A 17,877-nucleotide genomic window follows, 5' to 3' on the forward strand; every position below is an offset into this window, starting at 1 on the left:
GAGGGCGCTGCGGGACTGCCGATTTACATGATGATCATCATATTTCTTGCGTATTCATGATGGGCGTCATATATTTTGTCAAGCGACTATTTCTGGAGATAAGAATGCGGGTCAGCCGCGAAAAATTTGCCGAAAACCGCGAAAAGATCCTGAGCGTTGCCGGCGTGCTTTTCCGCGAGAACGGTTTCGACGGGGTTGGCGTCGCCGACATCATGAAGGCGGCGGGGCTGACGCATGGCGGTTTCTACGGTCATTTCGCTTCGAAGGACGAACTGGCGCTGGAGGTCAGCCGCAAGCTGATCGACAAGGTCGAAACGCGTTGGAAGGAGCATATCGCCAGTTCGCCGGACCGGCCGCTCGAAACGCTTCTCGACCATTATATCCATTGGCGTACGGTCGACGATCCGGGCGGCAGCTGCGTCTTCGCAACGCTGATCCAGGAGGTCAGCCGCAGCCGCGGCGCTGTCCGCGCCGTCTTCAGCGACGGGCTGTCGGTGCTGGTCGAGATGCTTGCCGATATCGTTCCCGGCGAGACCGCCGAGGAGCGCCGCGCCAATGCCGCCACCACGCTCTCCTCGATGATGGGCGCGGTCATTCTGGCCCGTGCGGTCGAGGACCGGGCGCTTGCCGAGCAGTTTCTAGTGACGATGCGCCGGCAACTCGATCCCGGTAGCCGGAAATAATTTGGTCGCGCAAGGCGATGAGGGCATTGGCCTCAACGATCTCGGTGAATTTACCATCCGGCGACAGGGCGGCGAGAAACGGCGGTCATGACAGCCGATTCCTCGATATTCAGGTAACCGCTAGGACTGATCCTCTCCCGCGGCCGGGAGAGGATCTGCCTTTATGAGGGCGCCGAGAAGAGGATGCAGCTATTTGAAGCCGGCGACGGCATGCGGGATATAGGGTGCTTCCAGCACGGCGATTTCCTCGGCAGTGAGCTTGACGGTGAGCGAAGCGACTGCATCTGCCAAGTGGTTCGGTTTGGACGCTCCGATGATCGGCGCGGTCACCACGCTCTTCTGCAGGATCCAGGCGGTGGCGACTTGGGCGCGCGAAATGCCGCGAGTTCGGGCGATGTCGGCAACGGCCTCGACGATCCTCCGGTCGGCATCGATCGATTGCGTGTAGAGCGTCTTGCCAAATTCGTCGGTCTCGCTGCGCGCCGTCGTCTCGTCCCAGTCGCGCGTCAGGCGGCCACGGGCGAGCGGGCTCCAGGGGATGACGGCGATCTTCTGGTCTTCGCAGAGCGGCAGCATTTCGCGCTCCTCCTCGCGGTAGAGCAGGTTCAGATGGTTCTGCATGCTGACGAATTCCGTCCAGCCGTTCAGCCGGGAGACGTAGAGCGCCTTGGCGAATTGCCAGGCATACATCGAGGAGGCGCCGATATAACGCGCCTTGCCCGACTTGACCACGTCATGCAGTGCTTCCAGCGTTTCCTCGATCGGCGTCGTGTAGTCGAAACGGTGGATCTGGTAGAGGTCGACATAGTCGGTGCCGAGGCGGCGCAGGCTATTGTCGATCTCGTCGAAGATCGCCTTGCGTGACAAGCCGGCGCCGTTCGGGCCCGGCCGCATGCGATTGAACACCTTGGTCGCCAGAACGATATCCTCGCGCTTGGCGAAGTCTTTGATGGCGCGCCCGACGATCTCTTCCGAGGAACCGTTGGAATAGGTGTTGGCCGTATCGAGAAAATTGATGCCGAGGTCGATCGCCTGCTTGATCATTGCCCGGCTTTCCTCTTCCCGCAGGCTCCAGGCATGGTTGCCGCGGCCCGGATCGCCGAACGTCATGCAGCCCAGGCAGATTTTCGACACTTCGAGACCGGTCTTTCCGAATTTGACGTATTCCATGAAACGACTCCGTAAATTGAGACACCCCGTTCGGCGTTTCATGATCTAGTGCGAAACCGTCAAAGTCGCAGGGAGGCGCACGCGGAATCGGCGCGGCGATGCGTACAATGATACGTGATAAGGCCGTCGGTCCGTCGCCGGCTTGCGCATCTGCGCCGCAAGGTGTTAGCTGCTGCAGCATTTCACCGGAAGCCAGACTATGCGACTGCCCTCCCATGATCGTTACGACGATCTCTATCGTGATTTCTCCTGGCGGATTCCGGAAAACTTTAATATCGGCCGCGCCGTCAGCGACGATTGGGCGGCGCGAGATCCGGAGCGTGTCTGTCTCGAACATTTCAGTCCGGACGGCGACCATCTTTCGCTGACCTATGGCGAGCTCTCCGGCCAGTCTTCGATGTTCGCCAATGCCCTGGCATCGCTCGGCATCAAGCGCGGTGATCGCGTCGCTCTGCTGATGCCCCAGTCCTTCGAGACCGTGGTTGCGCATGTCGCGATCTATAAGATGGGCGCGATCGCCTTGCCGCTGGCGTTGCTGTTTGGCGTCGAGGCGCTGGAATATCGGCTGAGGATTTCGGGTGCGGCGGCAATCGTCACCAATGATTTCGGCCTCAATCGGATCCGGCAAATCCGCGATCGTTTGCCGGAGTTGCGGCATGTGATCAGCGTTGATGGCGCTCCGGACGCTCTCTCCTTTGCCGATCTCATCGTATCCTATGCGCCCGTCTTCGAGGGAGAGAAGACAACGCCCGACGATCCGGCGCTGATGATCTTCACCTCGGGCACAACAGGGCCGCCGAAAGGCGCGTTGCATGGTCACCGTGTTTTGCCCGGCCATATTCCCGGCATGCAGTTCGCCCATGAGGGCTTTCCAAAGGTGGGCGACAAGGTCTGGACTCCGTCCGACTGGGCCTGGGCGGGCGGTCTGCTCAATGCGCTGTTACCGAGCCTGATGCTCGGCGTTCCCGTCGTCTCGTCGCCGGCGCAGAAATTCGATGCCGACATGGCCTACCGGATCATGGCGGAGATGGATGTGCGCAATGCCTTCATCCCGCCGACGGCGCTGAGGCTGATGCGCTCGGTTTCCGATCCCCGTTCGAAATATGATCTCGTGCTGCGCACAATCGGCTCTGCCGGGGAGGCGCTCGGCCGCGAGACCTATGAATGGGCGCGGCGCACGCTCGGCATTACCGTCAATGAATTTTACGGCCAGACCGAATGCAATTTCGTGCTCTCGTCTGCCGCCGCCTATGGTGTCAGCAGGGCCGGTGCTATCGGCCGGGCGGTGCCGGGACACCGCGTCGCGATCGTCAACGATGAGGGGGATGAACTGCCGGCGGGCGAGCCGGGCCAGATCGCCATCGCCAGTCCCGATCCCGTCATGTTCCTCGGCTATTGGAATGACGCGGCGGCGACGACGCGAAAATTCGTCAAGGACTGGCTGCTCACCGGTGATATCGGCCGGCAGGACGCGGACGGCTACGTCACCTTCGAAGGCCGTGACGACGACGTCATCACGTCGTCGGGATATCGCATCGGCCCGGCTGAAATCGAAGATTGCCTGATCGGTCATCCCGCCGTGCAGCTTGCCGCCGCCGTCGGCAAGCCCGATGCACTGCGCACCGAGATTGTCAAAGCCTATATCGTGCTTGCGCCGGGCCATGCCCCGAGCGAGGTGCTGGCCGTCGATATCAGGGACTGGGTGAAGATGCGGCTTTCGATGCACGAATATCCGCGCGAGGTGGAATTCGTCGAATCATTGCCGCTGACGACCACCGGCAAGGTGATCCGCCGGCTGCTGCGAGAGAAAGCTGCGACGGAAGGTTAGCCCCGGCCGGCGAGCGACATGATTTTCTCGCGCAGCATCTTCGCCATGTTGCGGGTGCTGCGATACATGTGAAGCTGGGCGGCGACCTGGCGCATATCGCGGTCGCCATTCTGCGTCAGGCCGATCACCAGAGTTCCCATCTCCTCGCGCTCCTGCCAGAAGCGGCTCATGATCGGATGGTCGGAGACGGCGCAGGAATCGGAGCGGACGATATTGGCGTCGTCGAGATGCCACTCGGTGAGTTCGCTCATCAAAAGCTTGCCCGGAGAATAGCGGGCATAGTTTTCGTCATAGGCCGTCTTCCACGTATAGGCCTCTCCGCCCATCATCAACACCACGATGGCGGCGATCGCCTTGCCGTTGAGATCGATCGTATGAATGCGCACGGCGTCGACGGCGGCAAGGTTCGACACGGCCTCGCGGGCGAAGGCGGTGTGATAGCGGTCGGTGACGAGAGCGCTTCGCCGCTTGCCCTTCCAGCCACCGGCTTCCATTGCCAGGAACTCTTCGAAGCGGACGTGGATTTCGCGCGGCTGGCGGGCGACGGCATAGACCGCCGTCCCGAGTTCTTCCAGCTGACGCCACTGGCGGCGCATCTCGCGCATATGCGAGGAGGAAATGGTCTTGCTGAGATAGGCAGCCGCCTCTTCCTCGCTCTGCAGCATCGGGCGCAGATAGGGATTGGTCACGGTGAGCGGCAGATTGCGGCTGAGTGCCACGGCCTTGAGCATACGCACGAAAATTCCGTTCAATCTGAGATCCGGCAGAACCAGGGTACTGGGCAGGTTGAGATCGGGGACGGTCAGCCCTTCGAAGAAATTGTCGAGGGTTTCGGCCGCATCCTCGCTGTCGACGAGCGGCGTGCCGAGTGGGCCGAAGCTGTTCGACCAGCCGCGGATGATCGAAGGACCAACGGCAAAGCCCGGCTTGTCGACCGAAAACGGCAGCAGGAAACGCATGCGGCTGCGGCCGGCATTGTGGTCGCGGATCAGGGCGAAATTCACCTGCCTGTCTTCGAGCCGCGGCATGGCGGGCGCGAGGAAGCGGCCGGAGAAAAAGACGTTCGGCTCCATCGCCCGGTTGGAGAGGAAGTCGAGCTCATCCTGAAGTTCGTAGCCGAGCTTGCCGGGATAGAGGCAAAGTTCACGTCCGGGCCGGCCGATCTCGGCACGGGCCTCGGCCTGTGGTGCCTCGAAATGCAGCGACGCGAGATCATGGATCATGCGGTTGGTGATGCTGTCGGTGCTTGCGGTAACGGGGGGCGGACGCACCATCTATCGAACTCTCATTTCTGGCGTTGCGGCGGAGGGGCTGGCGAAGGCGAAGAGGACGATGCCGAGCGTGCGGCGCACGGCGACATGCAGAAGGACGGCCTCGACCGCCATGGCCGAGGCTGTGGCAATCGCGGTGCCTTCGATGCCGTAATGCGGGATCAAAGCGAGGTTGAGACCGACATTGGCGGCCAATGCGCCGGCATAGAGCGCGACGCAGAGGTTTTGCTTGCCGGCCATCATCAGCAGCGTTTCGGCCGGGCCGACCAGCGATTTGGCGAGGATGCCGGCAAGCAGGATCGCCATGACAAGATAACCCGCGGTGAAGGCGCCGCCGAACAGTGACAGCAGCAGGTGGCCGGCCGCGAGAACGGCAAGACCGACGCCGAGCGCCGGCCAAAAGGTCCAGCGGGCGGCATCGGTGGCGGCGCTCGCCAGCTGAGCGTGGTCGCCTTCGGCGATGATCGAGGAAAAGCGCGGGCCGGAAGCGGCCTTGACGGAAAAATTGATGAAATGCACCAGCGCCATGGTCTTGGCGGCGGCGAAATAAATGGCGACGTCGTGCGGCTCGAGGAAGATGCCGACGACGACGACGTCGGAATTGGTCAGCAGGAAGCTGACGCCCTCGATCACGAAGATCGGGAAGGCGACAGTGAGCCAAGCGAGAAAATCGACCTTGTGCGGACCGTCCTCATAGTGCCGGCGTAGGCGGTAAAGCGTCGCGCCATATTGTCCGAGTGCGGTGACGAAGGTGGCCACGAGCGCCGCCTGCATGGCGGTGACGGCCGTATGCTCCGCGCCCAACGCAATCGCAATCAGCATGCAGGCGATGATGAGGATCGGCCGGATAATGTAGACCGGGCCCAGCGCCATCACCGGCCAGTGGTTCGCCCGCGACGTGCCTTCCAGAATATCGCCAAGCGCTATCATCGGCATGGCAAACAGGCCGAGGAAGATCGGGACAAGATAATAGGGCTCGATCAGATCACCGAAGAAATGCAGCCCGAGCATGCCGGCGGCAAGCATCGCCGTGCCGGACAGCAGCGCGAAAATGCGCGCCGTACCCGTCAGGCCGCGGATTTCCTCGAAAGCGCCCGCCGCCTTGTACTGCGGCAGAAAGCGGATGATCGCGGTGTGGAAGCCAAGGCAGGAGAGGTCGCCGAAGACGACGATCAGCACCCAGACGAAAACGAATATGCCATATTCATATTCGCCCATCAGCCGGGCGAGCACGATCTGGGAGACGAAGGCGAGTGCGGCGCTGAGGATGCGGATCGAAAAGGCCGTCAGCGCCATGCGCTGGGCGGCGGCCTTCTCGCCGCCTTCGGTCAGCACGGCCGCGAGCATGCGCAGCGTACGGCCGCCGATCGGGCGCAGGCCCGCCGGCAGCATCTTCTCCGCTGTTTCTATGACCGCCATGATGGACACGCAAAACTCTGAGGTCAGGCAAATCGTCCCCGAAGTCTTGACAGAGCAGGGTTAAGAAACGGTTCCGGATCGGCCCTTGGCCCGCGGACCTGGAACTCTAGCTGGCCGGCGTTGCCGCTGAAATGCAAATGCCGCCCGAAGGCGGCATTTTCAGACTTGTCGTATTTGCCTCAGACCTGTTCGAAGGCGCCGTGGCAATGCTTGTATTTCTTGCCGGAGCCGCAGGGGCAGGCCTCGTTGCGGCCGACCTTGCCCCAGGTGGCGGGGTCCTCGGGATTGCGGTTCTCGGGCGCCACCATCACTTCGGAGGCCTGGTAGATCGGAGCGAAATCGTCCTCGCCCGTCATCGGATCGAGATGATGGGCCTGCATCAGCGGCGGTTCGGGTTCGGCCGGTGCCTGCTGCACCAGTTCGACGCGCATCAGCTGGGCGGTGACGGCCTCGCGCAGATTGTTGAGGAGGCCGGTGAAGAGTTCGAAGGCTTCAGACTTGTATTCCTGCAGCGGGTCACGCTGGGCGTAACCGCGGAAACCGATGACCGAGCGCAGGTGATCGAGGTTGACGATATGCTCGCGCCAAAGATGATCAAGCGTCTGCATGACGATCGAGCGCTCGACATAATGCATGATGTCGGCGCCGAAACGCTCGGCCTTCTCCGTAAAGGCGGCATTGGCGGCTTCCGTCAGGCGCTCGCGAATGTCGTCCTCGCCGATACCTTCCTCCTTGACCCAATCCTCGATCGGCAGATCGAGGTTGAGGATATTGGTGACTCCGGTCTTCAGGCCGACCGCATCCCATTGTTCGGCATAGGCGCGTTCGGGGATATGCTTTGCGACCAGATCCTCGATCACTTCGCGGCGCATGTCGGAGACGGTCTCCGAAATGTTGGTCGATTCCATCAGTTCGAGACGCTGCTCGAAGATCACCTTGCGCTGATCGTTGAGAACGTCGTCGTACTTCAAGAGGTTCTTGCGGATGTCGAAGTTGCGAGCTTCGACCTTCTTCTGCGCGCGCTCCAGCGCCTTGTTGATCCAGGGATGGACGATCGCCTCGCCCTCCTTGAGGCCGAGCTTGGTCAGCATGCTGTCCATGCGGTCGGAGCCGAAGATGCGCATCAGGTCATCCTGAAGCGAAAGGTAGAATTTCGAACGGCCGGGGTCGCCCTGACGGCCGGAGCGGCCGCGCAGCTGGTTGTCGATGCGGCGGCTTTCATGGCGTTCGGTGGCGATGACGTAGAGACCGCCGGCGGCCAGTGCCTTTTCCTTGAGGCTTTTGATTTCCTCGACGATCGCCTGGATCTTGGCGTCACGCTCCGGACCAGCTTCGATCTCGCCGAGTTCGCGCTCGATGCGCATTTCCAGGTTACCGCCGAGCTGAATGTCGGTACCGCGGCCGGCCATGTTGGTGGCGATCGTGACGGAGCCCGGCACGCCGGCCTGGGCGACGATATAGGCCTCCTGCTCGTGGTAGCGGGCGTTCAGCACCTGGAAGTCGGTGAAGCCCTGCTTGCGCAAACGGTCGGCAAGCAGTTCCGACTTCTCGATCGAGGTCGTGCCGACGAGCACCGGCTGGCCGCGCTTGTGGGCGTCGAGGATTTCATCAATGATTGCCTTGAACTTTTCGTCGAAGGTCCGGTAGACCTCGTCGTCCTCGTCAATGCGCTTGATCGGCAGGTTGGTCGGAACCTCGATGACATCGAGATTATAGATATTGCCGAATTCTTCCGCTTCCGTCTGCGCCGTGCCGGTCATGCCGGCGAGCTTGTCGTACATGCGGAAATAATTCTGGAAGGTGATGGAGGCCAGCGTCTGGTTTTCCGGCTGGATCTGCACCTTTTCCTTGGCTTCGAGCGCCTGGTGCTGACCTTCCGAATAACGTCGGCCCGGCATCATGCGGCCGGTGAACTCATCGATGATGACGACTTCGTCGTTGCGGACGATATAGTCCTTGTCACGCTGGAAGAGTTTGTGGGCCTTCAGTGCATTGTTGATGTGATGGACGATCGCAACATTCTCGATGTCGTAGAGCGCGTTGCCCTTCAAGAGGCCGGCCTGGCGGAGCAGGTTCTCCAGCTTCTCTGTGCCCTCTTCGGAGAAGTTGGCCGAGCGCTGCTTCTCGTCGATCTCGTAATCGCTGGGGGCGAGCAGCGGAATGAAGGCGTCGATCGTATTGTAGAGTTCGGAACGGTCGTCGAGCGGGCCGGAGATGATCAGCGGCGTGCGCGCCTCGTCGACGAGGATCGAGTCCACTTCGTCGACGATCGCGAAGTTGTGGCCGCGCTGGACCATCTGGTTCTTCTCGTACTTCATATTATCGCGCAGATAATCGAAGCCGAGCTCGTTGTTGGTGGCATAGGTGATGTCGCAGGCGTAGGCGGCGCGGCGCTCTTCGTCGGAGAGACCGTGAACGATGACGCCCGTGGTCATGCCGAGGAAGCCGTAGACGCGGCCCATGGTCGCGGCGTCGCGCTGCGCCAGATAATCGTTGACGGTGACGACGTGCACGCCTTTGCCGGAAAGCGCGTTCAGATAGACCGGCAGGGTGGCGACGAGGGTTTTGCCTTCGCCGGTCTTCATCTCGGCGATCGCATTCGAGTGCAAGATCATGCCGCCAATCAGCTGTACGTCAAAAGGTCGCAGGCCGAGAACGCGGCGCGAAGCCTCACGCACGACTGCAAAGGCGGGAATCAGGATGTCGTCGAGCGTCTTGCCTTCGGCCAGAAGAGCGCGGAACTCCGCGGTCTTTGCCGCGAGCTGCTCGTCCGTCAGAGCCTTCGTCTTCTCTTCAATGGAGTTGATCGCGGTGACGTTCGGCTGGAAGGACCGCACGCGGCGATCATTGGACGACCCAAATAACTTGCGGGCTATACCGCCAAAGCTGACCATGTGACTGGTCCTTTCTCAATATTCATCCGCCACGTTTCTTGTCCGCGGCCCAGCCGAAAATCAGGCGCACGCCTTGAAACGCCCGGAAACTGTTCTGGACGCGAGGTTGCGTGACAGATAAGAGGGGGGTCGAATGATGTCAACGGATTTGGCGGATACAGAAAGGCCACAATCCGGTGTTGATGGCTATTTTGAGCTGGAATAGGCGATGCCGAAGCCGGCGATGTAACTGTGAAGGGTTATTTGATGTTGAGCACCAATAAATTCGCCGTGCTGGCCTTTGCAACTTTTGTTGTATTCCAGGCTCCGGCCCGTGCGGAGGACGCCGTCGTCGCCAAGGTAGGCAATCTCGAGATCCACCAGTCTGAACTCGATCTCGCCGTCGCCAACCTCGATCCGCAGCTGGCGCAGCTTCCCGACGACCAGAAGAAGGTTGCAGCCCTGTCCGCCGCCATCGATGTGAAGCTGCTTGCGGCCGGCGCGACGACGGAGAAGCTCGATCAGACCGACGGATTCAAGAAGCGCATGCAGTACCTCACGGATCGCGAGCTTCACAATGCCTATTTCAAGAAGCACGTCGTCGACACCGTCACGCCTGACGAAATCAAGGCTCGTTACGACAAGGAAGTCGCAGCCCTGCCGAAGCAGGAGGAAGTCCACGCCCGCCACATCCTGGTGAAAACCGAAGACGAAGCCAAGGAGATCATCAAGCAGCTTGACGCCGGCAAGGATTTCGCCGAACTCGCCAAGGAAAAATCGACTGATCCGAACAAGTCGGAAGGCGGCGATCTCGGCTATTTCTCGCGCGGCCGCATGGTCAAGGAATTCGAGGACGCAGCCTTCGCGCTCGAGAAGGGCGCCTATTCCAAGACCCCGGTGAAGACCGACTTCGGCTATCATGTCATCAAGGTCGAGGACAAGCGCGACGCTCCGCCGCCGCCTTTCGATCAGGTTCAGGATCAGGTTCGTCAGCTCGTCATGCGCGACAAGTATCTTGCCCTCCTTAACCAGGCCAAGACGTCCGCCAAGATCGAGATCACGGACGAGACGCTGCGCAAGGGTTATGATCAGGCCAACAAGCAGCCGGAACCGGGCAGTGAGCCCGCCCAGCCGGCGCCGCAGCAGTAATATTCGCATCGGGCCCGGTTCTTCCGGGCCCTTCCTTATCGTTGTTGTTGTTGCATTTCCGGACGGCGAGCCGGTTTCCATTTCGCCGGGAAATGCTCATTGGCAGGTTTCATCATGTCCGGTTCCGTTTCTCCGCTCGCACCGAAATCCTTCGTCCAGATGCCTTCGCTGCGCGGCGTGCGCATGGCGACGGCGTCCGCCGGCATCAAATACAAGAACCGTACCGACGTGCTGATGATGGTCTTCGACAAGCCGGCCGCCGTCGCGGGGGTGTTTACCCGCTCCAAGTGCCCGTCGGCGCCGGTCGATTTTTGCCGCGCCAACCTGCCCCATGGCAGCGCCCGGGCCGTTGTCGTCAATTCCGGCAATGCCAATGCCTTTACCGGCATGAAGGGCCGCCAGGCGACCGCGCTGACGGCGAAATCGGCAGCCGCCGCCGTCGGCTGCGGCGAGAACGAGGTCTACCTGGCCTCGACCGGCGTCATCGGCGAACCGCTCGATGCCAGCAAGTTTGTCGGCGTCCTGGATAAGATGCAGGCCGAGGCCACCAGCGATTTCTGGTTCGAAGCCGCCAAGGCGATCATGACGACGGACACCTATCCGAAGGTTTCGACCCGCAGCGCCGAGATCGGCGGCGTTGCCGTCACGATCAACGGTATCGCCAAGGGTGCCGGCATGATTGCGCCCGACATGGCGACGATGCTCTCCTTCGTCGTGACCGATGCCGACATCGCGCCGGCCGCGCTGCAGGTGCTGCTGTCCGACGGCGTCGGCCCGACCTTCAACTCCATGACCGTCGACAGCGACACTTCCACGTCCGACACGCTGATGCTGTTTGCGACGGGTGCGGCGGCCGAAGACGGCCAGACCCGCATTGAACGCGCCGACGATCCCCGGCTTGCTGCCTTCCGCGCCGCTCTCAACGAAGTGCTGAAGGATCTGTCGCTGCAGGTGGTGCGTGACGGCGAGGGCGCCACCAAGATGCTCGAAATCACCGTGACGGGTGCCGAGAGCGACGCCGCCGCCAAGCGCATCGCCATGTCGATTGCCAATTCGCCGCTGGTCAAGACGGCGGCCGCCGGCGAAGACGCCAATTGGGGCCGGATCGTCATGGCCGTCGGCAAATCCGGCGAGATGGCCGACCGCGACCGGCTGGCCATCTGGTTCGGCGACGTCAGGGTCGCGGTCAATGGCGAGCGTGATCCCGCTTATTCCGAGGAAGCCGCCTCGAATGTGATGAAGGCGCAGGATATCCCCGTCAAAGTCGATATCGGCCTCGGCTCTGGTTCGGCAACGGTCTGGACCTGCGACCTCACCAAGGAATATGTTGCGATCAATGGCGACTATCGGAGCTGATCGTTCGTTGGAGCAGGCATCTATTTCCTCGCAGAATTTGCCGCTGGTCCGCAGGCTGGAGGCTGTCGGTTTTCGCGCCTGGCCGGCGGCATCCGTGCAATATGACGGCAGCTGGCAGGTCCGGTTGACGGCCGGTCACCCGTCCAATCGGCTGAATTCCATCGTGCCGCTCGATCCCTCGGACCATCGCGACGTCGAGATCCGCCTGGAAAAGGCGAGCCGCAAGTTCGAGGCCTATGGCCGCGCCGCCGTCGTCCGCCAGACGCCGCTCGCTTCGCCGGTGCTGATCGAGCTTCTCAGCGCCCAGAACTGGACGCGGTTCGACGAGACCGTGGTCATGACGTGCGATCTCGCCGAGGCTGCACTGCCGGATACGCTCGATCATCTGCCGACCCATGACGTCGGCCGTTTCGTCGATGCCAATCTGACGGTCGAGAGGGCGCCGCTGAGCTTGAAGCCGGCGCTTGCCGAAATCATTTCAGCGATCAAGCCGCCGTCGGGCCTCTTCATGATCGAAAATGCAGTAGAGGGACCGCTCGCGACCGTGCTTTGCGTCCAGGACAATGATCTTGCCGGCATCATGTCGCTTTCGGTCTGCGAAACGCGGCGGCGCGAAGGATTAGGCACCGAAATCCTGACTTCGGCGCTGCGTTGGGCGCGCATGCGCAGCGCCCGCTCGGCCTGGCTGCAGGTCAAGCTTTCCAACCGCCCGGCGATCGCGCTCTACGAGCGCCTCGGCTTTCGCGACGCCTATCATTATTGCTACTGGCAGCGGGAGACGCGATGAGCGAGGCAGGCCGGAAGATATTGCTGGTCGCCGCCTGCGCGCTGATTGATGCCGATGGGCGTATTCTATTGGCACAGCGTCCCGAGGGAAAATCGCTTGCCGGGCTCTGGGAGTTTCCCGGCGGCAAGGTCGAGCCCGGCGAGACGCCGGAGGAGACGCTGGTGCGCGAGCTCGAGGAAGAGCTTGGTGTCAAGACCAAGGTCGCCTGCCTGGCGCCGCTCACCTTTGCCAGCCATTCCTACGAGACGTTCCACCTGTTGATGCCGCTTTATATCTGTCGGCGCTATGAAGGGATTGCCCAGGGCCGTGAGGGTCAGGCTTTGAAATGGGTGCGTGCGCAGGCGCTGCGCGATTACCCTATGCCGCCGGCCGACGAGCCGCTTATCCCGATGCTGCAGGATTTACTTTAGCGTTAGCTGATTATTATTGTGCCGCGGCGTTTTCGGCTGTGGATATTAATGGATCGTTTAACACCTTCTGCCAAAGATCGGCCTCAATCAAGCATCTGGCGTGCGTGTAGTAAAAGGCTTGACGTCATGGACGATGATTTCTGGAAAGCAGTCCGGGAAAAGGAACGGGCTTCGTCTGCCTCGCGCAGGACGGGTGCGCTCAATATCGCCCTTCTCTTTGGTACGGCGGTGGTCGCCCTGACACTCATCCTGACGCCGATGCTTGCCGATCCTTCGAAGAAAAGCGTCTTTGCCAGCGCGCCGGTGGATTTCGACACGATCACCACCGGATCGATCCCGAACAACGAAGGCGGCAAGCGTTATACGATCCGCCGCAGCGTCCTGCAGGAGACGCCCGGCTCGGTCTGCGTCGTCGAGGGATACGGCGTCGGTGCCGGTTGCTGAAAATGCTGGCCATCGCCTGATGGCCAGCAATTGGTTATTGCGGTCGATTCACGCAAAGGGTTGGGGGTAATGCGTCTTTTGAAAGCATTTTTTGCGGACGGCACAGGTGCGACGGCGGTCGAATACGGCCTGATCGCCGCCGTCATCTGCACGGCGCTCGTCTCGGGCCTCGGCTTCTTTACCGGCAGCCTTCAGAACGTCTTCAGCGTCGTCAGCAACAATATCACCGTCAATTGAAGAGGCGGCCGCTACTTTTGACGAGCTGCAGCATGATGAGCTGCACTAACAGCTAACACTTTTCGATATCATCCGTTATTGCCTGAGCTTGTGCTCGTCCACTTTCAGCGCATCGGCAAGGCGTGCCTTGGCCGAACCCGGCTGGAGCGGCTTCTGCTGGCTCTCGTGAGCCGCCCATCCCGAGACATAGATGATCGAAAAGGTCGCGCGAATGCGTCCGTCGGGATCGGAATAGCGCTCGGCATAGATCTCTGCGGCGCGCAAGAAGAAGGCGCGGGTCAGGGGCATGCGGCCTCGGGCTGCGAGCGGATTGCTCATGCCCATGGCTCGGAGATCGCGCATCAGCGGAAAGGGAGAATCATATCGTACCGTATAGGTCTCAGCGTCGATCACCGGCAGGGTGAAGCCGGCGCGCTGCATGAGACTGCCGACATCACGCACATCGGCGAAGGGGATCACGCGCGGGCTGGCGCCGCCGGTCATTTCAACCTCGGCGGTCAGGAGGGCGTCGCGCAGTTCCTGCAGCGTGCCGGCGCCGGGAATGGCCGCCAGGAACAGGCCGTCCGGTTTCAAGGCACGGCGAATCTGGATGAAAACGCCCGGCGTGTCGTTGGTCAGATGCAGGCTGAGCGGCGCAAGGACGAGATTGGTCGATTGCGGCTCGAGCGGCACGTCTTCGAAAGGCGCTTCGATCAGGGTTTCGCCTAGGCCCGCATAGGCCTTCTCGCTCTCAACGCGGATCATCGTGCCGATCTTGCCCGTCGCCATCGCCGCGCGGGCCGCTGCACCGGTCGTACCATGCAATTCGACGGCGGTTTCGAAACGCCGCTCGACGACCGCCAGCCTCTCGGCCATTTCCTCTGCCGCGATGTCCAGCAGGAAAGCGGCTTTCGGGTCGTTGTTGACAAGCGCGCGATGGCGATGTGCGGCGATCAGGTCTCTGTCGAAGATCGTTTCCATGGCGATGTCCATAGTCCCGCCTCGCTGACGCGGCAAGACGATTTTCCTTTGGATGAGAACAGGCTAGTCTCGTTGGCATGAGACCGATCCTTTTCGAAAGACCGGCGGAGTTTTTGCGGACGCGGCTCTTGCGGCCGTTTTCGGAGGTTGTCGATTTTCTCTATCCGCCGGCCTGTTCCGTCTGCGGTATTTCGACCGGCGGCCATCGCGGGCTTTGCGCGAAATGCTGGTCCGGCATCCGCTTCATCGAACGGCCCTATTGCGAGGTGCTCGGCATTCCGTTCTCGCACGATCTCGGCGCCGGCATTCTCAGTGCCGAGGCGATCGCCAATCCGCCGCCTTTCGACCGGTTGCGGTCGGCGGCAACGCACGATCATGCGGTGCGGGATCTCGTTCATGGGTTGAAATATCGTGATCGCACCGATCTGGCGCCGATGATGGCCGGCTGGATGCTGCGCGCTTCCGATGGGACGGTCGAAAGCTGCGATGCGCTGATTCCGGTGCCGCTGCACCGCACCCGCATGCTGACCCGCAAGTTCAACCAGGCTGCCGAGCTTGCCCGCCATATGGCGAGCCTATCGGGAAAACCGCTGCTTGCGGCCACACTCATCCGCGTCAAGCGCACCAGCCAGCAGGTCGGTCTCGGCGCCAAGGCGCGCGAGGACAATGTCAGAGGTGCTTTCGCGATTGCCAGAGGCTGCGAGAACGAGGTTTTCGGCAAGTGTATCGTGCTCGTCGACGACGTCTACACGACGGGGGCGACGGTTGCCGCCGCAAGCCGGACGCTGCGCAAGGCGGGTGCGGCCGAGATCACGGTTTTGACCTTTGCAAGGGCTCTCTCCGAGCCTATATGACAGAAATACCCGGCATCCGTCTGGAGATATTATGGTACCCGTCACGATCTATACACGACAGTTCTGCGGCTATTGCAGCCGCGCCAAGTCCCTGCTCGAAGAAAAGGGCGTCGACTACGTCGAGCACGACGCGACCTATTCCCCGGACCTTCGTCAGGAGATGATCGGCAAGTCGAACGGGCGGACCACCTTCCCGCAGATCTTCATCGGCGCCGAACATGTCGGCGGCTGCGACGATCTCTTTGCGCTCGACCGCGCCGGCAAGCTCGATCCGATGCTGGCGGCCTGAGGAGGAACCGATGAGTTTCAAGGCTGCCGCCATCCAGATGTGCTCCGGAGTCGATCCGGTCAAGAATGCCGCCGCCATGGCGCGGCTGGTGCGCGAGGCCGCCGCCCAGGGCGCGACCTATGTGCAGACGCCCGAGATGACCGGCATGCTGCAGCGCGACCGCGCCGCGGCGCTTGCCGCGCTCGCCGACGAGACGCATGATATCATCGTCAAGACCGGTTCGGAGCTTGCTCGGGAATTTGGCATCTACATGCATGTCGGCTCGACGGCGATTGCGCTTTCCGACGGCAAGCTCGCCAATCGCGGTTTCCTGTTCGGTCCCGACGGCAGGATCCTCAATCGCTACGACAAGATCCATATGTTCGATGTCGATCTCGACAATGGCGAGAGCTGGCGTGAAAGTGCCGCCTATACGGCCGGTTCGGAGGCGCGCGTCCTGTCGCTGCCCTTTGCCGAAATGGGTTTTGCGATCTGCTACGACGTGCGCTTTCCCGCTCTTTTCCGTGCCCAGGCGATTGCCGGCGCCGAAGTGATGACGGTTCCCGCCGCCTTCACCCGGCAGACCGGCGAAGCGCATTGGGAGATCCTGCTGCGCGCCCGCGCGATCGAGAACGGTGTCTTCGTCATCGCCGCGGCGCAGGCCGGCCGGCACGAGGATGGGCGCGAGACTTTCGGCCATTCGATGATTATCGATCCCTGGGGCACGGTGCTGGCCTCGGCCGGCGCCGCCGGCGAGGCGGTCATCCTCACCGAGATCGATCCCGGCGCGGTCAAGACTGCGCATGACAAGATCCCGAACCTGAAGAACGGCCGGGAATACTCGGTCGAAAAGATTGCGGGGGCAGTCGCAGGAGGCGTCGCCGCTTGATCCGCTATTCTCTCACCTGTGACAATGCGCATGAATTCGAAGGCTGGTTTTCGGAAAGCGCCGACTTCGACCGTCAGGTCGCGACCGGTTTCCTGACCTGCCCAGTCTGCCATTCCGCCGCCGTCTCCAAGCTTCTGATGGCGCCTTCCGTTTCGACGGCGCGCAAGAAGGACGAGAGGCAGACCCTGGCGATGGATGCGATGCGGCAGGAGGCCCTGCAAAAACTGAAAGAGGCCGTCGCGGCTGTCAAAGCCAATTCCGAGGATGTCGGCACGAAGTTTCCCGAGGAGGCCCGCAAGATCCATTATGGCGAGGCGGATGCCCGCGGCATCATCGGCCAGGCGACGTTGGACGAGGCGCAGGCGCTGGTGGAAGAAGGCATCGAGATCGCTGCTATTCCGGTTCTGCCGGAGGATGTGCACTGAAATTCAGCCGGCGCATTGGCCCCAATGCCGAAATGTAGCCGGACTATGAATGTCGGATCAAGCCGGCCGTTTCGCCAGCAGCATATAGTTCACGTCCATATCTCTCGACAGATTCCACTGGTTCGACAGCGGATTGAAGAAGACGCCAGTGCGGTCGGTGATGTCGAGGCCGCTTGCGGCAAGCGGCTTTTCCAGCTCTTCCGGGCGCACCAGCTTTTCATACTGGTGGGTGCCGCGCGGCAGCCAGCGCAGGATGTTCTCGGCGGCGAAGATGGCAAGCGCTGCCGCCTTCATCGTGCGGTTGATGGTGGCAACGAAGATCAGGCCGCCGGGGCGGACCATTTTCGCGCAGGTCGTCATGAAGAACTCGACGTCGGCGACGTGTTCGACCACTTCCATGTTCAACACGATATCGAAGGTTTCGCCGGCCTCGGCGAGCTCCTCGGCGGTGACGGCGCGGTAGTCGACCGAAACGCCGGAGGCTTTCGCATGGGTCGAGGCGATGCCGATATTTTTCTCGGAAGGGTCCGCGCCGGTGACGGAGGCACCCATGCGGGCGACCGGCTCGGACAACAGGCCGCCGCCGCAGCCGATATCGAGGACGCGCAGACCCTCGAGCGGCCGAGGGCTTTTCGGATCGCGGCCGAAATTCTCGCAGGCCTTGTCTCTTATATAAGCGAGCCGGACGGGATTGAATTTGTGCAGCGGTTTGAACTTGCCGGTCGGGCTCCACCATTCCGCCGCCATCGCCGAGAAGCGGTCCACTTCGCCCTGGTCGATCGTGCTTCTGGCGCCTTCCGTCATCGTCCACTCCTTCGTTCGTCAGATGTGAAGTCGGATGATCACAGGCATAA

General features: G+C 61.7%; 18 protein-coding genes. 12 read left to right on the forward strand and 6 right to left on the reverse strand.

The genetic code is table 11. From position 1 onward, the window contains the following. Positions 1-104 precede the first annotated feature (104 nt). Positions 105-683 carry a TetR/AcrR family transcriptional regulator gene (locus tag A7X77_RS29860; protein WP_064686431.1) on the forward strand — a complete coding sequence of 193 codons (579 nt, stop codon included), beginning with the start codon at positions 105-107 and terminating at the stop codon, positions 681-683. Between the two features lie 189 nt (positions 684-872). Here A7X77_RS29860 and A7X77_RS29865 read toward each other — a convergent pair whose 3' ends face one another. Beyond that, a complete protein-coding gene (locus A7X77_RS29865) occupies positions 873-1,853 on the reverse strand; it encodes an aldo/keto reductase (RefSeq protein ID WP_064686432.1) in 981 nt (326 codons plus the stop codon). 199 nt (positions 1,854-2,052) lie between these two features. Between A7X77_RS29865 and A7X77_RS29870 the strand changes: the two genes are divergently transcribed. Beyond that, positions 2,053-3,681 (forward strand): AMP-binding protein, encoded by a 1,629-nt coding sequence (locus A7X77_RS29870; RefSeq protein ID WP_064686433.1) that lies wholly within the window; start codon positions 2,053-2,055, stop codon positions 3,679-3,681. Here A7X77_RS29870 and A7X77_RS29875 read toward each other — a convergent pair. The 3 genes from A7X77_RS29875 to secA all read right to left on the reverse strand — a co-directional run bounded on the left by A7X77_RS29875 (position 3,678) and on the right by secA (position 9,265). Beyond that, positions 3,678-4,955, reverse strand: a complete 1,278-nt coding sequence (locus A7X77_RS29875; protein WP_064686434.1) for a GNAT family N-acetyltransferase — start codon at positions 4,953-4,955, stop codon at positions 3,678-3,680. The two genes, A7X77_RS29870 and A7X77_RS29875, sit on opposite strands and share 4 nt — an antisense overlap. Beyond that, the gene (locus A7X77_RS29880; protein ID WP_064686435.1) at positions 4,956-6,371 is read right to left on the reverse strand and encodes a lipopolysaccharide biosynthesis protein; all 1,416 of its coding nucleotides are present in this window, start codon (positions 6,369-6,371) and stop codon (positions 4,956-4,958) included. A gap of 179 nt (positions 6,372-6,550) precedes the next feature. After that, positions 6,551-9,265 carry a preprotein translocase subunit SecA gene (gene secA, locus A7X77_RS29885; protein ID WP_064686436.1) on the reverse strand — a complete coding sequence of 905 codons (2,715 nt, stop codon included), beginning with the start codon at positions 9,263-9,265 and terminating at the stop codon, positions 6,551-6,553. A 246-nt stretch (positions 9,266-9,511) separates the two neighbouring features. Between secA and A7X77_RS29890 the strand changes: the two genes are divergently transcribed. From A7X77_RS29890 to A7X77_RS29915, 6 genes are all read left to right on the forward strand, one after another. Beyond that, the gene (locus tag A7X77_RS29890; protein WP_064686437.1) at positions 9,512-10,393 is read left to right on the forward strand and encodes a peptidylprolyl isomerase; all 882 of its coding nucleotides are present in this window, start codon (positions 9,512-9,514) and stop codon (positions 10,391-10,393) included. Positions 10,394-10,507: 114 nt separating this feature from the next. Beyond that, a complete protein-coding gene (gene argJ, locus A7X77_RS29895; protein WP_064686452.1) occupies positions 10,508-11,749 on the forward strand; it encodes a bifunctional glutamate N-acetyltransferase/amino-acid acetyltransferase ArgJ in 1,242 nt (413 codons plus the stop codon). Continuing rightward, the gene (locus A7X77_RS29900; protein WP_064686438.1) at positions 11,730-12,536 is read left to right on the forward strand and encodes a GNAT family N-acetyltransferase; all 807 of its coding nucleotides are present in this window, start codon (positions 11,730-11,732) and stop codon (positions 12,534-12,536) included. Before argJ ends, A7X77_RS29900 begins: the two co-directional genes overlap by 20 nt. Next, positions 12,533-12,946 (forward strand): 8-oxo-dGTP diphosphatase MutT, encoded by a 414-nt coding sequence (mutT, locus tag A7X77_RS29905; RefSeq protein WP_064686439.1) that lies wholly within the window; start codon positions 12,533-12,535, stop codon positions 12,944-12,946. Before A7X77_RS29900 ends, mutT begins: the two co-directional genes overlap by 4 nt. Positions 12,947-13,072: 126 nt before the next feature. After that, positions 13,073-13,390 (forward strand): hypothetical protein, encoded by a 318-nt coding sequence (locus A7X77_RS29910; RefSeq protein WP_064686440.1) that lies wholly within the window; start codon positions 13,073-13,075, stop codon positions 13,388-13,390. Positions 13,391-13,459: 69 nt separating this feature from the next. Beyond that, complete coding sequence (locus tag A7X77_RS29915; RefSeq protein WP_004671794.1) at positions 13,460-13,627, forward strand: Flp family type IVb pilin; 168 nt, start codon at positions 13,460-13,462, stop codon at positions 13,625-13,627. Between the two features lie 75 nt (positions 13,628-13,702). On the opposite strand, the gene A7X77_RS29920 is transcribed toward A7X77_RS29915, so the two are convergent. Further along, positions 13,703-14,587: a methyltransferase domain-containing protein gene (locus A7X77_RS29920; protein ID WP_064686453.1), complete on the reverse strand. Its 885-nt coding sequence runs from the start codon at positions 14,585-14,587 to the stop codon at positions 13,703-13,705. A 77-nt stretch (positions 14,588-14,664) separates the two neighbouring features. Between A7X77_RS29920 and A7X77_RS29925 the strand changes: the two genes are divergently transcribed. Genes A7X77_RS29925 through A7X77_RS29940 form a run of 4 tightly spaced genes read left to right on the forward strand, consistent with a single transcriptional unit; the run spans position 14,665 to position 17,023 of the window. Then, a complete protein-coding gene (locus A7X77_RS29925) occupies positions 14,665-15,441 on the forward strand; it encodes a ComF family protein (RefSeq protein ID WP_064686441.1) in 777 nt (258 codons plus the stop codon). Positions 15,442-15,472: 31 nt separating this feature from the next. Beyond that, positions 15,473-15,730, forward strand: coding sequence for a glutaredoxin 3 (grxC, locus tag A7X77_RS29930; protein ID WP_010002303.1), 258 nt, complete (start codon positions 15,473-15,475; stop codon positions 15,728-15,730). 10 nt (positions 15,731-15,740) lie between these two features. Continuing rightward, positions 15,741-16,598, forward strand: coding sequence for a carbon-nitrogen hydrolase family protein (locus tag A7X77_RS29935; protein ID WP_064686442.1), 858 nt, complete (start codon positions 15,741-15,743; stop codon positions 16,596-16,598). Next, positions 16,595-17,023, forward strand: coding sequence for a DUF1178 family protein (locus tag A7X77_RS29940; protein ID WP_012485361.1), 429 nt, complete (start codon positions 16,595-16,597; stop codon positions 17,021-17,023). The genes A7X77_RS29935 and A7X77_RS29940 overlap by 4 nt, the downstream gene beginning before the upstream one ends. A 57-nt stretch (positions 17,024-17,080) precedes the next feature. Here the strand turns inward: A7X77_RS29940 and ubiG are convergent, their stop codons facing one another. After that, on the reverse strand, positions 17,081-17,827 hold the full coding sequence (gene ubiG / locus A7X77_RS29945) for a bifunctional 2-polyprenyl-6-hydroxyphenol methylase/3-demethylubiquinol 3-O-methyltransferase UbiG (protein WP_064686443.1): 747 nt from the start codon (positions 17,825-17,827) through the stop codon (positions 17,081-17,083). Positions 17,828-17,877 lie beyond the last annotated feature (50 nt).

It is taken from the genome of Rhizobium bangladeshense, assembly GCF_001662075.1.
GTDB classification, from domain to species: Bacteria; Pseudomonadota; Alphaproteobacteria; order Rhizobiales; family Rhizobiaceae; genus Rhizobium; species Rhizobium bangladeshense_B.